Genomic DNA, 19,869 nt, shown 5'->3' with positions numbered 1-19,869 from the left:
AAGCATGACAAATAGTATGACGCTCGCTGCCGTACTGGCGGCCATCGCCATCGCCGGCGGCGCCCATGCCGCAACGGCCGAGGAAGCAGCACAACTGGGCAAGACCCTGACGCCGCTGGGCGCCGAAAAGGCCGGCAACAAGGATGGCACCATTCCCGCGTGGGATGGCGGCCTGGCGAAACCCGCCGCCGGCTTCGCCAATGGCGGCCGCCGCGACCAGGATCCGTTCGCGGGCGAAAAGCCGCTCGTATCGATCACGGCGAAGAACATGGAGCAGCATGCCGACAGTCTGTCAGACGGCAGCAAGGCCATGCTGAAGAAATATCCGTCGTACCGCATCGACGTGTACCCGACGCACCGCACGGCCGCCGCGCCGGACTGGGTGTATGCGAACACGCTGAAGAACGCCACCCGTGCGAAGTTGAGCGACAAGCTCGTGCCCGAAGGCGCCTGGGCCGGCGTGCCGTTTCCCATTCCGAAAACAGGTGCCGAAGTCATGTGGAACCACCTGCTGCGCTGGCGCGGCACGGACTGGCAAAAGCCGTTCCGCTCGTACCTGACGACGGCCGCCGGCAAGCCGGTGATGACGGTCGATGGCACGGCCGACGGCAGCATGCCTTACTACTACAAGGACGCGGCACCGGAAAAATCCAGCGGCACCTACTGGACGATCCGCCTCGTCAACTCCGGCCCGCCGATCCGCGCCGGCGAGGCGATCAGCGGCAAGCTCAATCTCGACCCGGAAAAGGATGCCAGCCATGTCTATCTGCCGGGACAGCGCCGCACCCGCAAGCTGCCGAACGCCTGCTGCGACACGCCCACGCCGGCCACCGCGGGCGTGATGAGCTTCGACGAGGTGGATATCTTCGGCGGCCGGCTGGACCGCTTCGACTGGAAGATCCTCGGCAAGAAGGAAATGTACATCCCGTATAACTCGAACCGTTCGCTGAAGGGCAAGGATGCCGACCTGCTGGGCGCGAATCACCTGAATCCGGACAGCGTGCGCTGGGAACTGCACCGCGTGTGGGTGGTGGAAGCGAAGCTGAAGGGCGGCCAGCGCCACCTGGCGCCGCGCAGCGTGTACTACATCGACGAGGATTCGTGGACGGGCGCGCTGGCGGACCGCTGGGATGCAAACGGCCAGCTGTGGAAGACGCTGTGGTCGCTGCCGGTGACGATGCCCGACCTGCCGGCCACCACCAGCATCACGTTCGGCTTCTACGACCTGGTGTCGGGCACCTGGTTCGCCAGCGACATGGTCACCGAGAAGGCCGTGCAGTACAAGCAGGTGCCGCGCTGGCCGGAAGCGACGTGGAGCCAGGAAGCGCTGTCCGGCGCGGGGCTGCGGTGATGGGGCGCGCTTATCGCCGTTGGCTCGGCGCCGGCGCCGCCCTGGCTGCCTGCGCGGCATCCGCCGCGATCGGTGCCGCCCCGGTACCGGACGTGCTGGATCGTCCGGCCGTGCAGGACCGGCAACCCGCGCAGCGTGTGATGCTCGGTCTCGACCGGGTGGGCAGCCGCGTCATCGCCGTGGGAGAGCGGGGCCTCATCCTGGTGTCCGACGACGACGGCAAGGCATGGCGGCAGGCACAGGTGCCCGTCAGCGTCACGCTGACGGCCGTAAGGTTCGTCACGCCGAAACTGGCCTGGGCCATCGGCCATGGCGGCGTGGTGCTGCACAGCGGGGACGGCGGCGCCACGTGGCGCCGGCAACTGGACGGGCGAGGCATCGTCCGGCTGCTGGAGTCGGCGGCGCGCGGCAACGAAGCGCTGGCCGCCACCGCGCGCCAGTTCGCGGCGGACGGGCCGGACAAGCCGCTGCTCGACCTGCATTTCCACGACGCGAAGCACGGCATCGTGGCCGGCGCCTACGGCCTGGCATTGCGCACCGACGATGGCGGCGCCACATGGCAGGCGCTGAATGGCGCCATCGACAATCCCGAGGGCTTGCACGTCTATGCGATCGCCGCGCGCGGCGACGAAACGTGGCTGGCCGGCGAGCAGGGCTATCTCGCCCGCTCGCTCGACGGGGGGCGCACCTTCGCACGCGTGCAGGCGCCATATCGGGGCACGTGGTTTACTGCCCGGGCCCTGCCGGACGGCGGCATGCTGTTCGCAGGATTGCGCGGCAACGCGTTCCGCTGGAACGGCCAGGGCTTCGACCAGCTGGCCGGCTACGCACCCGTATCGCTGGGCGCATCGGCCGCCGGCCCCGGCGGCGTGCTGCTTGCCGACCAGGCCGGCCATGTGTACCGCGCCGGGACCGGGCAGCAGCCGGCGCGGATGGTGAAGCTGGCCACGCCGCCGTCGCCCGTCGCCGCCATGGTGGCAACGGCCGGCGGCGATGTGCTGGTCGCCGGCGTGCGCGGCATTTTCCGCATTGCCGCCGCCGTGCTCGAAGGAGGTGCGCCATGAGCGCCGCCGGTTCCACGCCAGGGCAGGCGGTGATCCGCTCGCTGGCCGATTTCGATCGCCGCTCCGGCAGTGCGCTTGAACGGCTGCTGTTCAACCACCGCCTGCTGGTGGCACTGGCCTGCCTGCTGGCGACGCTGGTGCTGGGCTGGCAGGCCACCCGCCTGAAGCTGAACGCCAGCTTCGAGGACATGATCCCGGCCAGCCACCCGTACATCGCCAATTACCTGGAACACCGCGACCAGATCCAGGGCCTCGGCAACGCCGTGCGCATCGCCGTCGAGGCGAAGGGCGGCACGGTGTACGACGCGCAGTACCTGGCCACGCTGCAGAAGATCAGCGACGAACTGTTCCTCATTCCCGGCGTCGACCGCACCTACATGAAATCGCTGTGGACGCCGTCCACGCGCTGGGTGGGCGTGACGGAGGAGGGCATGGAAGGCGGCCCCGTGATTCCGAACGACTACGACGGCTCGCCCCGCAGCGTGGCCCAGGTGCGCGACAACGTGGCGCGCTCCGGCGAGATCGGCCAGCTGGTGGCGGTGGACGGCCGCTCCAGCATCCTGTACGTGCCGCTGCTGGAACGCGGTGCGGATGGCCAACCGCTCGACTATGCCGCACTGGGCGAGCGCCTGGAACAGCTGCGCACGAAGTACGCCGGCGGCGCGGTCGACCTTCGTATCGTGGGCTTCGCCAAGGTGGCGGGCGACCTGATCGAGGGGCTGAAACAGGTGCTGCTGTTCTTCGCGGCGTCCACGCTGATCGCGGCGGCGATGCTGTACTGGTACACGCGTTGCGCCCGCAGCACGCTGCTCGTCGTCGCCTGTTCGCTGGTGGCCGTGGTGTGGCAGCTGGGATTGCTGCCGCTGCTCGGCTATGGACTCGATCCGTACTCCATGCTGGTGCCGTTCCTCGTGTTCGCGATCGGCATGAGCCACGGGGCGCAGAAAATGAACGGCATCATGCAGGACATCGGCCGTGGCACCCACAAGCTGGTGGCGGCGCGCTACACGTTCCGGCGGCTGTTCCTTGCGGGGCTGGCCGCGCTGCTGTGCGACGCGGTGGGCTTTGCCGTGCTGGCGATCATCGACATCAAGGTGATCAAGGATCTCGCCGCGGTGGCCAGCATCGGCGTGGCCGCGCTGATCCTCACGAACCTGATCCTGTTGCCGATCCTGCTGTCATGGCTCGGCGTGGATGCGGATGCAGCGCGGCGCAGCCTGCGTGCCGAGGAAGTCGACGCATCGAAGGCGAATGGCTGGCGTGTGCTGGAACGGTTTACGGAACGGCGCACGGCGGCCGTCGCCATCGCCATCGCCGCGCTGCTGGGGGCCGGCGGCTATTACGCCAGCCTGCACGTGAAGATCGGCGACCTCGATCCCGGCGCACCGGAACTGCGGCCCGATTCGCGCTATAACCGCGACAATGCTTATGTCGTGAGCCACTACGCGGCCAGCAGCGACGTGTTCGCCGTCATGGTGAAGACGCCGGACAACGCGTGCGCCATCTACGACACGCTGATGCGGGTGGATGCGCTGGAGCACCGGCTGGCGCAGCTGCCGGCCGTGGAAACCACGAACTCGCTGGCGCTGCTGAACCGCCGGGTGCTGACGGGCATGAACGAAGGCAGCCTGAAATGGTATGAACTGGTGCAGAACCAGGGCGCGCTGAACATGGTCACGGCCGCCGCGCCCCGCGGGCTGTACAACGATACGTGCAACCTGCTCACGCTGTATGCATACCTCACCGACCACAAGGCCGATACGCTGGCCGCGGTGGTAAAGGTGGTGGAGGACTTCGCCCGCGACAACGACACGAAGGACGTAAAGTTCCTGCTGGCGGCCGGCAATGCGGGCATCGAGGCAGCGACCAACATCGTCGTCCACGAGGCCAGCCGCGCGATGCTGGTCTGGGTGTACGCGGCGGTGATCGTGCTGTGTCTCGTCACGTTCCGCTCGTGGCGCGCCGTCGTTTGCGCGGTGATCCCGCTGATGCTGACGTCCGTGCTGTGCGAGGCGCTGATGGTGTGGCTCGGCATCGGCATCAAGGTGGCCACGCTGCCCGTGATCGCGCTGGGGGTCGGCATCGGCATCGACTACGCGCTGTACGTGATGAGCATCCTGCTGGCGCGGCAGAAGGCCGGCGACACGCTGCGCGAAGCCTACCGCCACGCGCTGCGCTTCACGGGCAAGGTGGTATTGCTGACGGGCGTGACGCTGGCGATCGCCGTGGCCACGTGGGCGCTGTCGCCGATCAAGTTCCAGGCCGACATGGGTATCCTGCTGGCGTTCATGTTCCTGTGGAATATGGTGGGAGCACTCGTGCTGCTGCCGGCGCTGGCCGCGTTCCTGATGCCGTCGGCCCGGCACCGGGTTCAGGTGCCGGGCGCCGCCGCGCGCCAGCCGGCACTGGCGGAGTGAATCAGGAGCACGCTGCCAATGCGGCAGCGTGCTCCCGCGTTTGGCCGAACGGATCGGCGCGGGCGATGTCGGCCAGCACGGAGCGCAGCCAGATGTGCGACGGATCCCGGTCCAGGAAGTGGTTCCACTGCATGCACATCTCCAGTGCCGGAATGTCCAGCGGCGGCGGCAGCAGGCGGATCGGATAGTAGCGCGCCAGCGTGCGGGCCAGCCGCGTGTGCATCGTGGCGATGCGGTTCGTGCCGATGACGAAGTGGGGAATGCTGGTGAAATTGGTCGTCGTCACTTCGATGCGGCGGTCGTAGCCGCTCACTTTCAGGAACCATTCCTCGAAGCTCGTCACCGCGTTGCCGAAGCGCGAGGAAACGTGGCCGAGGGCCATGTACTGGTCCAGCGTGAGGGTCTCGCCGATCGCCGTGTTGCCCGTCCAGGCGATGCACGTGTAGGTTTCCTCGAACAGCACGTGCACCGGGTGCGTCTCGGCGATGAACTTGCGGGGCAGGACGATGAGGTCGACCTCGGCCCGTTCCAGCAGGTCGATCGCGCCCGTTCCCGTCGGCAGCACGTCGAGCGTGATGTTCGGCGCGGCCGTGGCGAAGCGCTGGCCCAGGTCGCCCAGCAGCACGGTCGAGATGTAGTCGGAGGCGAGGATGCGGAAGGCGCGCGTGGCCGTTTGCGGGTCGAACTCGGGGCGGATGTCGATCGTGGCCTGGATCTGCAGCAGCACCTTGCGCACCGGGTCGCACAGGCTGGTGGCCAGCGGCGTCATGATGAGGTTGCGGCCGACGGGCACCAGCAGTTCGTCCTTGAAATACTCGCGCAGGCGGGCCAGCACGCCGCTGGTGGCCGACTGGCTCAGGTTCAGGCGGCGTGCGGCACGGGTGATGCTTTTTTCGCTCAGCAGGGCATCGAGCGCGACCAGCAGGTTCAGGTCGAGGCGGTTGAAACGCATGGTGTCTCCTTCTTTTTTATGCGGAGGATGATGCCACATCCGCCGCACATGCAAGCCCGCCCGGGCATCGGTTTTGTGGATACCTGTGATCCATACAATCCATTTGGCCGTTGGCGCGCGGGGCAGTACGCTTTGCGCGAACAATAACGCGGAGACCCTCATGACCCGACGCTTCATCGACCTTTCCATCTACCTCGAGAACGAGGTGCTGTCCGACCCGCCGCCGCTGGCCCCGAAGATCACGTATCAGAAACACACGGAAACGCTGCATGAATTCATGGCGATGATCCCCGGCACCACGGCTGCCGACTATCCGGACGGCGAAGCCGCCGCCGCCGAATGGGTGACGATGACGACGCACAGCGGCACCCACCTGGATGCGCCGTACCACTTTCATTCGACGATGGATGCGGCGACTGGCGAGAAGAAGGCGTCGATCACGATCGACGAAGTGCCGCTCGAATGGTGCTTCCAGCCGGGCGTCAAACTCGACTTCCGTCACTTCCCGGACGGCTACGTGGCCACCGCCGCCGATGTGGCCGCGGAACTGGACCGCATCGGCCATGAACTGCGCCCACTCGATATCGTCGTCGTCAATACGCGCGCCGGCAGCCGCTATGGCCACAACGACTACGTCTCCGCCGGCTGCGGCATGGGCTACGAGGCGACGATGTACCTGCTGGAGCGCGGCGTGCGGCTGACCGGCACCGACGCGTGGAGCTGGGACGCGCCGTTCTCGTACACGGCGAAGAAGATCGCGGAAACCGGCAACAAGGCGCTGATCTGGGAAGGCCACAAGGCCGGGCGCGACATCGGCTACTGCCACCTCGAGAAGCTGCACGCCCTCGAAACGCTCCCCGCGCATGGCTTCTTCATCAGCTGCTTCCCCCACAAGGTGCGGCGCGGCTCCGCCGGCTGGACGCGCGCCGTCGCCATCGTCGACGACGCACTGCTGGCGCTGCCACGCTGAAACATTGCCGCAAAAATGGGCGGTCCGGCGATCCGGACGTACCCCATTTTTCGAGCAATATTTCCTGAAAATTGGGGTACGTCCCCATTTTTCTTTTGCTTATGTCTATAAGCGTTCGGCCACGTAGGCGATCTTCCGCTCGTCGTAAATCTCGTAGATCACGGCCAGCATGTCGGCCAGTTCCTGCGAGCGGTCCATGGCGCGGGCGCTGAAGATGATCGGCGAGACGGCTTGCCGGTCGTCGATGTGCTGGTAGACGACATCCGTGCGGATCATGCCCTGCAGGCTGTCGGGCACGATGGCGATGCCCTGGCCGGCGCCGACGAGGCCGATGGCGATCTGCAGTTCGCGCACTTCGATCACCTGGCGCGGTACCAGCATCCGTTCGCGGAACGTGGCGAGCACCTGGTCGGCGAAGCTGGGGCGGGGTGATTTCGGGTAGACGATCAGCGGGTCGTCCATCAGGTCCGACATCTTCAGGGGCGCCGGCGCGCGTGTGAGCCGGTGGCCGACGGGCAGTGCCACGATCAGTGGTTCCTCGCGCAGCACGATGCGGCGGATGGCCGCGTCGTCTCCCTTGAGCCGGCCGAAGCCCACGTCGATGCGGCCCTCCTTCAGGGCCTTCAACTGTTCGATCGTCGTCAGTTCGTGGAAGCTGATCTCCACGGCCGTGTAGCGCTCGCGGAAGCGCCGCACGATCTCGGGCAGCAGGCCATACAGCGTCGATGCCACGAAACCGATCGACAGCTTGCGCTCGATCTTGCCTACCCGCTGCGTCATCGCCTTCAGGTCCTGCGCCTTGTCGAGCAGTTCCTGCGCATGCGCGTGGAAGAACCGGCCCGCTTCGGTCAGCCGCAGCGGCCGCGAACCCTTTTCGATCAGCACCACGCCCAGTTCCTCTTCCAGCTGCTGGATCTGCCGGGAGAGCGGCGGCTGCGCGATATTGAGCCGTTCGGCCGCACGGGTGAAATTCCTTTCGTCCGCGACGGCGACGAAATAACGCAGGTGGCGCAGTTCCATGACTATACCTTCCAGGTATTGAAAATATACCAATTCAGTGTTGGACGGGGTCGTGTCCGGGGAATATTGTACCCATATCGCTGCGAATCATACTGAATGCATATGGTTCCACGAATGCAAAGCATGCTGCCGGGCGCCCGGCGATCGGGCACCCAAGCGCGCCAGACCAAGGAGACAACCATGATCCCCCGCACCAGTATCCCCATCCATCCGGCCAGGCCCGACATCGAAGGCCTGCTGGTCGAAGACCAGGCGAAGGGCGACTACCGCCTGCACCGCAGCGCCTTCACCGACCCGCAGCTGTTCGAGCTGGAGATGCAGCACATCTTCGAAGGCAACTGGATCTACCTGGCCCACGAAAGCCAGGTCCCGCACAACAACGATTACTACACCACGCACATGGGCCGCCAGCCGGTGTTCATCGCGCGTAACAAGCAGGGCGAACTGAATGCCTTCATCAACGCTTGCAGTCATCGCGGGGCGCAGCTGTGCCGCCACAAGCGCGGCAACAAGGCCACTTACACGTGCCCTTTCCACGGGTGGACGTTCAACAACAACGGCAAGCTGCTGAAGGTGAAGGACCCGGAAAGTGCCGGCTATCCGGACTGCTTCAACAAGGAAGGCTCGCACGACCTGAAGAAGGTGCCGAAATTCGCCAGCTACCGCGGCTTCCTGTTCGGCAGCCTGAACCCGGACGTGGTGCCGCTGGAAGTGTTCCTCGGCGAGGCCGGCAAGATCATCGACATGATCGTCGACCAGTCCGCCGACGGCCTCGAAGTGCTGCGCGGCTCGTCCACCTACACGTTCAACGGCAATTGGAAGCTGCAGGCGGAAAACGGCGCCGATGGCTACCACGTGTCGGCCGTGCACTGGAATTACGCGGCCACGACGAACCGCCGGAAGGAACAGGAAGCGCAGCCCGGCCGCGAGGACAAGATCCGCGCGATGGACGCGGGCACGTGGGGCCGGCAGGGTGGCGGCTTCTACGCGTTCGAGCATGGCCACATGCTGCTGTGGACCCAGTGGTCGAACCCGCAGGACCGGCCCAACTACCCGCGCCAGGCCGAGTACACGGAAAAATTCGGCGAAGGCACTGCGCGCTGGATGATCGAACGCTCGCGCAACCTGTGCCTGTACCCGAACGTGTACCTGATGGACCAGTTCGGATCGCAGATCCGGCTGCTGCGCCCGATCTCCGTGGACAAGACCGAGGTGACGATCTACTGCATCGCACCGAAAGGCGAATCCGACGAGGCGCGCGCCCGCCGCATCCGCCAGTACGAGGACTTCTTCAACGTCAGCGGCATGGCCACGCCGGACGACCTCGAGGAATTCCGTGCCTGCCAGGCCGGCTATGCCGGCGCGGCGATGGCATGGAACGACATGTGCCGGGGCGCGAAGCACTGGATCGCCGGACCGGACGAAGCGGCCAAGGAAATCGGCCTGGCGCCCGTGCTGTCCGGCGTGCGCACCGAGGACGAGGGCCTGTACACCGTGCAGCACCGCTACTGGCTGGACGTGATGCGGCAAGCCGTGAAGGGAGAGCAGAAATGAACGTGAGCACCGAAAGGATTGCCGCCTTCCTGTATCGCGAAGCGCGCCTGCTCGACGACGAGCAATGGGACGAATGGCTCGAGTGCTACGACCCGGATGCGCGGTTCTGGATGCCGTCGTGGGACGACGACGGCAGGCTGGTAACGGACCCGCAGCGCGAGATCTCGCTGATCTTCTATCCCACGCGCCAGGGCCTGGAAGACCGCGTATTCCGCATCAAGACGGAACGGTCGAGCGCCACCATGCCCGATACGCGCACAAGCCACAACATCGCCAACATCGAGATCGAGTCGGCGGACGCCGGCAAGGTGACGGTGCGCTTCAACTGGCACACGCTGAGCCACCGCTACCAGGCCGACTACGGCTACTTCGGCATGTCGCGCTACGTGATCGATTTCACCGGCGACGCGCCACGGATCCTGGACAAGTACGTCGTGCTGAAGAACGACTACATCAACCAGGTCATCGACGTGTACCACATCTAGAAGACATCCAAACAGGAGACAGGTGATGACGACGCACCGCATTGCCCTGCAGTTCGAGGACGGGATCACCCGCTTCATCGCCTGCAACGCCAACGAAAGACTGTCCGACGCCGCCTACCGGCAAAAGGTCAACATTCCGCTCGACTGCCGCGACGGCGCCTGCGGCACCTGCCGCGCGTTCTGCGAATCGGGCAGCTACGACATGCCGGAGTCCTCGTATATCGAGGATGCGCTGGAGCCGGCCGATGCCGCCGAGGGCTACATCCTGGCCTGCCAGTGCCGGCCCACGTCCGATTGCGTGGTGCGCATTCCCGCCACCTCGGCTTCCTGCAAGTCGGGGGCCGGCACGTTCGGCGGCCGGATCGCCGCGGTCGAACACTTGTCCGCATCGACGATCGCGTTCGCGATCGATCTCGATGGCGATACGCCCGACTTCCTGCCCGGGCAGTATGTCAACGTCGCCATTCCCGGCACGGCGCTGACCCGTTCGTATTCGTTCAGTTCCCCGCCGGGGTCGAAGCTGGCGAGGTTCGTGGTGCGCAACGTGCCGGGCGGCCGGATGAGCGGCTACCTGGCGCGCGACGCGGCGCCGGGACAGCCGATCGCCTTCAGCGGCCCCTATGGCAGCTTCTACCTGCGCCCGGTGCAGCGCCCCGTGCTGATGCTGGCCGGCGGCACCGGCATCGCGCCGTTCCTGTCGATGCTGTACGCGCTGGCACAGCAGGGCTTTGCGCACCCGGTGCGGCTGGTGTATGCGGTGACGAACGACCATGACCTGGTGGGACTGGAACAGCTGGACCGGATCGCCGCCGCGCATCCGCAGTTCAGCTACATGACCACCGTGGCCTCCGCCGAAAGCAGCCATCACCGAAAGGGTTACGCGACGGCGCACTTGGAGCCGGGCTGGATGAACGGCGGCGACGTCGATGTCTACCTGTGCGGCCCTGTGCCGATGGTGGACGCGGTGCGCAACTGGTTCGCGGAAACCGGCGTTTCACCCGCGGGTTTCCATTTCGAGAAATTCTCGTCGACGGGGGCATGAATGAACGGCAGATTCCATGGCAAGGTAGTGGCCGTCACGGGGGCGGCCCAGGGCATCGGCCGGGGCGTGGCGCTGCGGGCCGCGCGTGAAGGTGCGCAACTGGTGCTGGCCGACCGGGCCGACCTCGTGAAGCAGGTGGCCGCCGAATGCGCCGATCTGAAGGCGCGGGTGTCGGTGGTGCAGGCGGACCTGGAGCGCTATGCCGGCGCGCGCGCGGTCATCGATACGGCGCTGGCCAGCTTCGGGCGCGTGGACGTGTTGGTCAACAACGTCGGCGGCACGATCTGGGCCAAGCCCTACGAGGAATACGAGGAAGAGCAGATCGAGGCCGAGATCCGGCGCTCGCTGTTCCCCACGCTGTGGTGCTGCCGTGCCGTGCTGCCGGCCATGATCGCGCAGCGGGGCGGCGCCATCGTCAACGTCTCCTCGATCGCCACGCGCGGCATCTACCGCATCCCGTACTCGGCGGCCAAGGGCGGCGTCAATGCGCTGACGGCCAGCCTGGCGCTGGAACACGCGCAGGATGGCATCCGCGTCAACGCCGTCGCCACCGGCGGCACGGAAGCGCCGCCGCGCGTGGTGCCGCGCAATCCGCAGCCGCTCAGTGCGCAGGAACAGGTGTGGTACCAGGGCATCGTCGACCAGACGATCGCCAGCAGCGCCATGCACCGTTACGGCACCATCGACGAACAGGTGGGCGCAATCCTTTTCCTGGCGTCCGACGAGGCGTCGTACATCACCGGCAGCGTGCTGCCCGTGGGCGGCGGCGACCAGGGATGAACGCGGCGACTGCGTGAGGCTGCCATGACCGATACGGTTCCGCCCCGCGCGGGCGGCGCGGCAACGCCGTTGCTGCCGCTGCCCGCGATCGTCGCGGGCTTCCTCGCGGTACTGGTGTCGTTTGCCGGACCGCTGGCGATTTTCTACCAGGCGGCGCAGGCGGCAAGGGTGGATGCCGCCACGTTTGCCTCCTGGGTCTGGGGCATCTCGATCGGCGCCGGCATGGCCGGCATCTGGCTGAGCATGCGGTACCGGGTACCCGTCATCACCGCCTGGTCGGCGCCAGGCACGGCGCTGCTGATCACGTTGTTTCCGGCGCTGTCAGTGGCCGAGGCCATTGGCGCCTACCTCACGGCGGCGGCGATCCTGCTGCTGCTCGGGCTGACCGGCGGCGTGGACCGGAACATGCGCCACATCCCGCAGGGCGTGGCGGCCGGCATGATGGCCGGCATCCTGCTGCCGTTCGGACTGGATGCCTTTCGCGCTGTCGGCGGCCTGCCGCTGGTGGCCGGCGGCATGATCGCGGCCTATCTGGTATGCCGCCGCGCATGGCCGCGCTACACCATCGTCGTGGTGCTGGCGACCGGCATCGCGCTCGCCGTCGCCGGCGGCCACACGCGCTTCGGCCAGGTGGCGTTCGAGCTGGCCGTGCCGCGGCTGGTGGCGCCTGCATGGTCGTGGCGCGCCACGTTCAGCCTCGCGCTGCCGCTCGTGCTCGTCACGCTGACCGGGCAGTACCTGCCGGGCATGGCGCTGCTGAAGACGTCGGGCTACGACCTGCCGGCGCGGCCCGTGCTCGTGACGAACAGCCTGGTGTCGCTGCTGGTGGCGGCCACGGGCGGCATCACGATCGCCATCGCCGCGATCACGGCGGCCATGTGCACCGGGCCGGACGCCCACGAGGATCCCCGCAGGCGCTACATCGCCGGCATCGCCAACGGGATCTTCTACCTGCTGGCCGGCCTGTGCGCCGGTTCCATCGTGGCGCTGTTCGGCGCATTGCCGAAGGCGCTCGTGGCGACTGTCGCCGGGCTGGCACTGCTGGGGCCCGTCGCCACCAATCTGGACGCCGTGATGGCCGCGCGCGACCGCGAGGCGGCGCTCGTCACGTTCGTCGCCACCGCCTCGGGCATGACATTCCTCGGGCTCGGCGCGGCGTTCTGGGGCATCGCCATCGGCCTGGCCGCCCACCTGGTCCTCGCACGCACCCGATAGATTCGCACCACCATGCCATTATTACAAGAGGAGACACGCATCATGCGGCACATCGACCTGCAACAACTGGCGGACAACGCCAGGTTCAACCGCTTCCACGCCGGCATCCTGGCGTGGTGCGCGGTCATCATCGTCTGCGACGGCTACGACCTCGCCGTGGCCGGTATCGCGCTGCCGTCGATCATGAAGGAGATGGGCGTGACGGCGCAAAGCGCCGGCTTCATGGTCAGCTCCGCGCTGTTCGGCATGATGTTCGGCGCGATCTTCCTCGGCACGATTGCCGACCGGATCGGCCGCCGCGCCGCCATCGCCATCTGCCTGGCACTGTTCTCCGGCTTCACGGCCGCCGCCGGCATGACGAACGACCCGTATGTGTTCAGCGCGATGCGCTTCCTGGCGGGCCTGGGCATCGGCGGCGTGATGCCGAACGTGGTGGCGCAGATGACGGAATACTCGCCGAAGAAGATCCGCGCCACGCTCGTGACGCTGATGTTTTCCGGCTATGCGGTCGGCGGCATGCTGGCCGCCTTGCTCGGCAAGGGCATGATCGAGGCGTGGGGCTGGCAATCCGTGTTCCTGGCGGCCGGCGTGCCCGTGGTGCTGATCCCGTTCGTGCTGAAGTGGCTGCCGGAATCGATGCCGTTCCTCGTGCGGGCAGGGCGCCTGGACGAAGCGGGCGCCATCGCCGCCAGGCTGGAACCGACGTTCGTGCCGCAGCGTGGCGATACCTATGCGCTGGCGTGCGGCGACCGCGCCGCCGGGGGCACGCCGATCGGCCAGCTGTTCGCCGATGGCCGCGGCTTTTCGACCGCCATGTTCTGGGTCGCGTTCTTCATGTGCCTGTTCATGGTGTACGCGCTCAGTTCCTGGTTGGCCAAGCTGATGGCGGGCGCCGGCTACAGCCTGGGTTCCGCGCTGACGTTCGTGCTCGTGCTGAACTTCGGCGCGGTGATCGGCGCGGTGGGCGGCGGCTGGCTGGCGGACCGCTTCCATATCAAGTACGTGCTGGTGGCGATGTACGCGCTGGCCGCGGTGTCGATCACGCTGCTCGGCTACCCGGTGCCGACCCCCGTGCTGTTCGTCCTGGTCGGCCTGGCCGGCGCATCGACGATCGGTACGCAGATCGTCACCTACGCCTACGCGGGCCAGTTCTACCCGGCCGCGGTGCGCGCCACCGGCATCGGCTGGGCGTCCGGCGTGGGCCGCAGCGGGGCGATCCTGGCGCCGATCGTCATCGGCACGCTGGTCGGCATGGCATTGCCGCTGCAGCACAACTTTGCCGCGATCGCCGTGCCGGCGGTGATTGCCACGGTGGCGGTGTCGCTGATCCGGCATGGGCGGTCGGCGTCGGCTGTCCAAGACAAAACGGTCGCCCCGGCGGTGGCAACCGGAACATGATCGAAACCGCAAGGCAACCGCCGTTTGTAAACGGCGGTTTTTGGTCATCATTTATAGGAGTTGTTCGCGCCGCCCTGCGAGGTTTTGTCCGACAAGCCCGTTGCTCCTGCGCCCACGCCGGTCTCTACCGTGCAGTTTTAAGCTGGGGACCGGGTCAACACTGGAGATAAAACATGAGTCACGACGTGAACACCACCGCCCCCCTCGAGCTCTGGGGCGGCCTCGAATGCACGATCAACCGCGTGTCGGACCAGTATTTCAGCCAGATGGAACGCAACGGCCACCGCGACCGGATCGACGACATCGACCGTTTCGCGTCGCTGGGCATCCGCGCGGTACGCTACCCTGTGCTATGGGAATGCACCGCGCCGGACGGGATCGAAAGTGCCGACTGGTCCTGGTCGGATGCGCGCCTGCCGCGCCTGCGCGATCTCGGCGTGGAGCCGATCGCCGGCCTGGTGCACCATGGCAGCGGACCTGTCCACACGAGCCTCGTATCACCCTGCTTTGCCGAGAAGCTGGCCGAATATGCCGGCTCCGTCGCGCGCCGCTACCCCTGGCTGACGTATTACACGCCGGTCAACGAACCGCTGACGACCGCTCGGTTCTCCGGGCTGTCCGGCGTGTGGTACCCGCATGGGCGCAGCGAGGAAGCTTTCGTGCGGGCACTGATCAACCAGTGCCGCGCCACCGTGCTGGCGATGCGGGCGATCCGCGAAGTCAATCCCGATGCGAAACTGGTGCAGACGGACGACCTGTCGCGCACCTACGGCACCCCCGAGATGGCCGACCTGGTGGATTTCTTCAACGAACGCCGCTGGCTGTCCTGGGACCTGCTGTGCGGCATGGTCGGACCAGGCCATGCGCTGTACGATTTCACGCTGCAATCCGGTGCCGGGCCGGAAGAACTGCAGTGGTTCCGCGACAACCCGTGCCCGCCGGACGTCATCGGCGTGAACTACTACATCACCAGCGAGCGCTGGCTCGATCACCGCGTGGACCGCTTCCCGGCCAGCCACGTGCACGAATACAAGGGCCGGCGCCATGCCGACATGGAAACGGCGCGCGTGCTGGCCAACCCCACGCGCGGCATCGGCCCGCTGCTGGCCGAAGTATGGGAGCGCTACAGGCTGCCCGTGGCGATCACCGAGGCGCACATCGACGCGCACCGCGAAGACCAGCTGCGCTGGCTGCGCGAGATCTGGCAGGCCGCGCAGAAGCAGCGCGATGCCGGCGCCGACATCCGCGCCGTTACCGTGTGGGCGCTGCTGGGCTCCTACGACTGGAATTGCCTGGTCACCGCCTGCCACGGCTACTACGAGCCGGGGCCGTTCGACGTGCGCGGCAAGGAACCCCGCCCGACCGCCGTCGCCGAGTTGATGCGGCGCCTGTCCAGCGGCCGCGAGCCCGATCATCCCGTGATGCGTGGCGCCGGCTGGTGGCACCGCCCCGGAAGGTTCCTGTGCCAGCCGGTCGCGGCGCCGGCCGTGACGGCATCGCTGGCCGAACGCCAGCAGGCCAGGGCGCCGATGCCGCCGATCCTGGTGGCCGGGGCCAGCGGGGCACTGGCCCGCGCATTCGCCGCCCGTTGCAAGGCGCGCAACCTGCCTTGCGTGCTCGCCGGCCGCGACACGATGGATGCGACCGATCCCGCGGCCGTCGAACGCATGATCCGCAAGCACCGGCCGTGGGCGATCGTCAACGCGGCGGGCAGCCGGCCGCCATCGCCCGGCATGACCGAAGTGGGCGAGATGGAAGAACAGTACCGCGCCCACGTGGCCGGTGCCCTCGTGCTGGCGCTGGCCGCCGCGCGGCACGGCCTGCCTTACCTGGTGTTCTCCAGCACGGCGGTGCTGGCCGGTGTCGACGGGCCGCGCGACGAGGCGGCCATCCCCGCGCCGCTCGATGCCTTCGGAAGGTGCCAGGCGGAAGCCGAACGCCGCGTGCTCGGCGCCAATCCGCGTGCGCTGATCGTGCGCAGCGGCCAGTTTTTCACCGCCGATGGGGATGTGGGGCTGCTGGGCCAGGCGCTGGCCTCGCTGCGCGAAGGGCAGCCGGTGGCGCTGCAGCAAGACCTGGTGCTGGCGCCGAGCTACCTGCCGGACCTGGTGGACGCATGCCTGGACCTCGCGGTCGACGGCGAGCAGGGCATCTGGCACCTGAGCAACCATGCCGGCATCACCGCGGCCGACCTCGTGGCGCGCGCGGCCTCGCTGCTGGGACTGGGCACGATGCTGGTGCAGCACGATGTCGACACCGAGCAGGCTGCCCCCGTGCTGGAAACGCGGCGCGGCGCGCTGCTGCCCACACTGGACTACGCGCTGGCCCGCTTCGCCGCCGCCAGCCAGGCTGCCGCCGTGGAGCGGCGCAGCGTGCCCCGGCAGGGGCGTGGATAGGCAATCGGCGTAGCCCGGCCCGCGCTCAGTAGTCGACCTTCGCGAGCAGGTCCACCATGACGCCCGGCGCGCCGCCCTTGCGGATGCGCAGGTGCGTCTTCAGTTTCGGCGCCTGTTTCAGCGCGGCGGCGATGTTGGCGGCCAGCGCCGGACGCAGCGGGTTGCTGCGGTTCGTCAGCCAGAGCCGCCAGCCGCGCTTGCGGGCTGCAGCGGCGATCCACACCAGCGTGTCGGTCGACGGGTTATCGTGCCTGCCATCGGCCGAGATCACGTAGTGCCGTGCCTGCACCCGCTCGAAGAATGCCGGTTCCAGGTTGCGGTCGCTGCCGTGGTGCGGCACTTTCAGCAGGTCGAAGTCGACCCGGCCATCCGCATCCATCATGCCCGCCTCTTCAAGCCCGGCCAGCACGTGATCGCCGCGCGCGTCGCCCGTCAGCAGCATGCGCACACGCCGGCCGTGCGAGCCGCGCGCCGTCACCACGAGCACCAGGCTCGACAGGTTGAACACGGACCTGTCCACGTAAGCGGCCGTGGCGGCTTCGTCCTTGACGACCTTGCGCTCCCACTCGATGGACAGCTTGCGCAGATGCGCCACGTTCGGGCAAACGAGCTGCACGTCGAGCACGCCCAGGTCGAGCGGCAGCATCGCCGGGCCGCCGTCGGCAACCAGCGATGCCGCGCCGCCGTTGCATGCCGCGTGCAGGCGCTCGATCTGTGCCAGCAGGTCCTGGCCCTGCCGCACGCTTGCTTCGATGGCCCCCAGGCTGGCCGGGCGGGAACCGCCATTGAGCGCGGCGAGCCCGGCGCGGGCAGGCTGCGGCAGGTGCGCCAGCAGGTCGCGGTCGAAGGTGTTGAGCCAGAAGCGGTCGCACTGGGCCGGGCACTCTTCGGCGCCGAGGCTTTCGGCCAGCGCCAGCACCCCGCCGATATGGTCGCTGTCCAGGTGCGAGACGAGGATATGGCGCAACTCCAGCGGCCATTGCCCCAGCCGTTCGGCGATCTGCGCGAGCCGCGGGCGCAGCGTACGCTGCCACGTGGCCCGCGGGCCGCCGTCGATCAGCACATGGCGGGGCGCGGCCTTGTTGCCATAGTGCAGGATCAGCGCATCGCCTTCGCCCGCGTCGAGCGCTTCGAGCGAAAAGATCGATGTCGCCCGTGCCGGCATGTCATACCGCCTGCAGGGCGCGCAGCGCGTCGACCAGGCCGCACCCCTGGAACGACGGCTCGCGGCCCAGGTCGCTGGCCGAGCGGCGCAGGATGTCCTTTACGCGGTCGGGGTGGCCCATCAGTTCCGGGTGGCGCGCCAGCAGCAGCGCCGCCACGCCCGATACGTGCGGCGCGGCCATGCTCGTGCCGTCCATCGTGGCCGTTTTTCCTTGCGGGACCGTGGACGTGATCTTTTCGCCGGGCGCCACCAGGTCCGGCTTGGCGCGGCCGTCGCCGGTCGGGCCGCGGCTGGAGAAATACGACACGCCGTACAGGTGCGGATCGGCGCGGTGCGTGGCGCCCACGGTGATCACGGCCTGCGCGTTGCCCGGATCCGTCAGGCTCTGGCCCCGGTAGGCGCCGCCCATGCTGGTGTGGGCATACGCGTCGTCGAAGCCGAAATTGCCCGCGGCGGCCACCACCACGACGCCGCTGCCCACCAGCCGGTTGCACTCCAGGCACACGGGCGTGCTGCCGCAGCCGTAGCTGCGCACGGCGTGGTGCAGCGACAGGCTGATGTTCACGCCGTGCACGTATTGCCGGTCGCGGCTGCCGTTCAGGTAGCGCACATACTGGAGGGCGGCGAGGATCGTGAATTCGTCGGCGTTGCCATCGTCGTCGAACACGCGCAGGTCGAGCAGCTCGATGGCCGGGCATACGCCCAGGAGGTCGGTGCCGTCCGCCAGCTCGCCGGGCAGGGGCAGGCCGCGTTCCGTGTAGTGCCGGCCATACCAGCCGGCACCGAGGATGCCGGCCACGTGGGTGCCGTGGCTGTCGACGGGCGCTTCGTAGCCACCTGGTTCATGGGACAGCGCGAGCAGGGGTTCGAGCAGCGACCAGTCCAGCATGCGGCCCGCTGCCAGGTCGCGGCCGAGGCGGGCGGCACGGTCGAGCAGGGCCGTGCCGCCGGGCTGCCTGCCGAGACGGGCCATGACGGCTTTCGGCAGCGTGCCGGCGGTCAGGCCGGCCAGGCGCGTGAAGTCGAGGGTGCGCACGATGCGCGAACGGCGCGGGTCGCGCCGCTCATCGGCCAAGGCGCCGGCCGAAGCGCCGGCCGAAGCGACTGCCGGCGGGTCGTCGCCGGCAAAGGCCGGGTGGCCCGCATCGATGCCGGAGTCCACGATGGCCCAGCGCACGCCGCGCCCGCCCGTGTCGAACACGCGGCCCGCCGCATCGGCCTTCACCGTGAGCCGGCTCCTGGCGATCGCATGTCGTGCCGGGCGGTTGCGGGCGATGTGCCACAGCGGCGGCACGGCGCCCGGCGGCGCCGGGGAGCCGGCATCGCAGCAGCCGGCCAGCACCCGCAGCACTGCGCGGCTGGCGTTGCGGATACGCGCCTGCAGGGCGGGTTCGCCGATACTGTCGCGCGTGACGCCGAGCAGGCCAAGGCCCACGTACAGTGCCGCCACGTTGACGAGCCGGACCAGCGCGCCATGCCCCGCATCGGCGTCGGCGTCACGACCGGCGCCGTGGACCTCGTCCACCACCAGCCGGCCCACGTTCTTGAAGCGGCCGATCGTCTCGACCGACTGCAGGTGTTCCAGCACCTGCCGGCCCAGTGCCTGCGCCGTGCTATCGGCGCGCAGGACGGCGCTCACGGCATTGCGCCGCGCGACCCGGTCGATGTTGCGCTGCCACCACGCCGTCAGCGGCAGCAGGCGCAGCAGGGAAAAGAAGTCGAGCCGCGCCAGCAGGTGGGAATCGTTCGATGCGATGGCGGGTGGCTCGTCGCCCGTCCGTTGGTCGGCGTGGCAGCGGGCAATTGCCTGCCGCAGGGCGGCCGGGTCGACGTTGCTGTGCGGCGTGAGCAGCAGCGACGCGGCGCCGTCGAAGCGCAGCTCGGCCGCGTAGTGCAGCCACACGTCCGCGGCGACCGGCAGGTCGCTCGTGAAGCGGCCCGGCTCGGGGTCGCAGCCCGCATAGACGAGCATGTACGCAAGATCGCGTGCGAGCGGCGTCAGCGGAGACAGCGAAGGCTGCTGCATTGGCACCTCCACGGTGCGATGGGCATGTCAGGGG

15 protein-coding genes are annotated in these 19,869 nt (G+C 68.0%); 11 read left to right on the top strand and 4 right to left on the bottom strand.

Annotated features, from left to right (window positions below; translation table 11 throughout):
• Positions 1–4 precede the first annotated feature (4 nt).
• Genes ACY65G_RS05245 through ACY65G_RS05235 form a run of 3 tightly spaced genes read left to right on the top strand, consistent with a single transcriptional unit; the run spans position 5 to position 4,832 of the window.
• A complete protein-coding gene (locus ACY65G_RS05245) occupies positions 5–1,351 on the top strand; it encodes a DUF1329 domain-containing protein (protein ID WP_464996298.1) in 1,347 nt (448 codons plus the stop codon).
• The gene (locus ACY65G_RS05240; RefSeq protein ID WP_464996472.1) at positions 1,351–2,415 is read left to right on the top strand and encodes a WD40/YVTN/BNR-like repeat-containing protein; all 1,065 of its coding nucleotides are present in this window, start codon (positions 1,351–1,353) and stop codon (positions 2,413–2,415) included. Before ACY65G_RS05245 ends, ACY65G_RS05240 begins: the two co-directional genes overlap by 1 nt.
• Positions 2,412–4,832 carry an efflux RND transporter permease subunit gene (locus ACY65G_RS05235; protein WP_464996297.1) on the top strand — a complete coding sequence of 807 codons (2,421 nt, stop codon included), beginning with the start codon at positions 2,412–2,414 and terminating at the stop codon, positions 4,830–4,832. The genes ACY65G_RS05240 and ACY65G_RS05235 overlap by 4 nt, the downstream gene beginning before the upstream one ends.
• 1 nt (position 4,833) lies before the next feature.
• On the opposite strand, the gene ACY65G_RS05230 is transcribed toward ACY65G_RS05235, so the two are convergent.
• Positions 4,834–5,784: a LysR family transcriptional regulator gene (locus ACY65G_RS05230; protein WP_464996296.1), complete on the bottom strand. Its 951-nt coding sequence runs from the start codon at positions 5,782–5,784 to the stop codon at positions 4,834–4,836.
• Positions 5,785–5,944: 160 nt separating this feature from the next.
• Here ACY65G_RS05230 and ACY65G_RS05225 point away from each other — a divergent pair, with 160 nt between their 5' ends.
• Positions 5,945–6,754, top strand: coding sequence for a cyclase family protein (locus ACY65G_RS05225; RefSeq protein WP_464996295.1), 810 nt, complete (start codon positions 5,945–5,947; stop codon positions 6,752–6,754).
• A 105-nt stretch (positions 6,755–6,859) separates the two neighbouring features.
• On the opposite strand, the gene ACY65G_RS05220 is transcribed toward ACY65G_RS05225, so the two are convergent.
• The gene (locus ACY65G_RS05220) at positions 6,860–7,774 is read right to left on the bottom strand and encodes a LysR family transcriptional regulator (RefSeq protein WP_464996294.1); all 915 of its coding nucleotides are present in this window, start codon (positions 7,772–7,774) and stop codon (positions 6,860–6,862) included.
• Between the two features lie 180 nt (positions 7,775–7,954).
• Here ACY65G_RS05220 and benA point away from each other — a divergent pair, with 180 nt between their 5' ends.
• The 7 genes from benA (at position 7,955) to ACY65G_RS05185 (ending at position 16,644) form a co-directional block, all read left to right on the top strand.
• On the top strand, positions 7,955–9,328 hold the full coding sequence (benA, locus tag ACY65G_RS05215; protein WP_464996293.1) for a benzoate 1,2-dioxygenase large subunit: 1,374 nt from the start codon (positions 7,955–7,957) through the stop codon (positions 9,326–9,328).
• Entirely contained in the window at positions 9,325–9,813 is a 489-nt protein-coding gene (benB, locus tag ACY65G_RS05210) for a benzoate 1,2-dioxygenase small subunit (RefSeq protein ID WP_464996292.1), read from the top strand. Before benA ends, benB begins: the two co-directional genes overlap by 4 nt.
• Before the next feature lie 25 nt (positions 9,814–9,838).
• On the top strand, positions 9,839–10,855 hold the full coding sequence (gene benC, locus ACY65G_RS05205) for a benzoate 1,2-dioxygenase electron transfer component BenC (RefSeq protein ID WP_464996291.1): 1,017 nt from the start codon (positions 9,839–9,841) through the stop codon (positions 10,853–10,855).
• Entirely contained in the window at positions 10,856–11,635 is a 780-nt protein-coding gene (locus ACY65G_RS05200; protein ID WP_464996290.1) for a 1,6-dihydroxycyclohexa-2,4-diene-1-carboxylate dehydrogenase, read from the top strand.
• 24 nt (positions 11,636–11,659) lie between these two features.
• Positions 11,660–12,850 carry a benzoate/H(+) symporter BenE family transporter gene (locus ACY65G_RS05195; RefSeq protein ID WP_464996289.1) on the top strand — a complete coding sequence of 397 codons (1,191 nt, stop codon included), beginning with the start codon at positions 11,660–11,662 and terminating at the stop codon, positions 12,848–12,850.
• 42 nt (positions 12,851–12,892) lie between these two features.
• Positions 12,893–14,248, top strand: coding sequence for an MFS transporter (locus tag ACY65G_RS05190; protein ID WP_464996288.1), 1,356 nt, complete (start codon positions 12,893–12,895; stop codon positions 14,246–14,248).
• 173 nt (positions 14,249–14,421) lie between these two features.
• Entirely contained in the window at positions 14,422–16,644 is a 2,223-nt protein-coding gene (locus tag ACY65G_RS05185) for a family 1 glycosylhydrolase (protein ID WP_464996287.1), read from the top strand.
• Between the two features lie 25 nt (positions 16,645–16,669).
• On the opposite strand, the gene ACY65G_RS05180 is transcribed toward ACY65G_RS05185, so the two are convergent.
• Positions 16,670–17,809 carry a ComEC/Rec2 family competence protein gene (locus ACY65G_RS05180; protein WP_464996286.1) on the bottom strand — a complete coding sequence of 380 codons (1,140 nt, stop codon included), beginning with the start codon at positions 17,807–17,809 and terminating at the stop codon, positions 16,670–16,672.
• A gap of 1 nt (position 17,810) precedes the next feature.
• The gene (locus ACY65G_RS05175) at positions 17,811–19,835 is read right to left on the bottom strand and encodes a S8 family serine peptidase (RefSeq protein WP_464996285.1); all 2,025 of its coding nucleotides are present in this window, start codon (positions 19,833–19,835) and stop codon (positions 17,811–17,813) included.
• Positions 19,836–19,869: the final 34 nt, after the last annotated feature.

The organism is Pseudoduganella sp. jia 12 (assembly GCF_055502675.1).
This window is presented reverse-complemented; position numbering and strand designations above follow the sequence as displayed.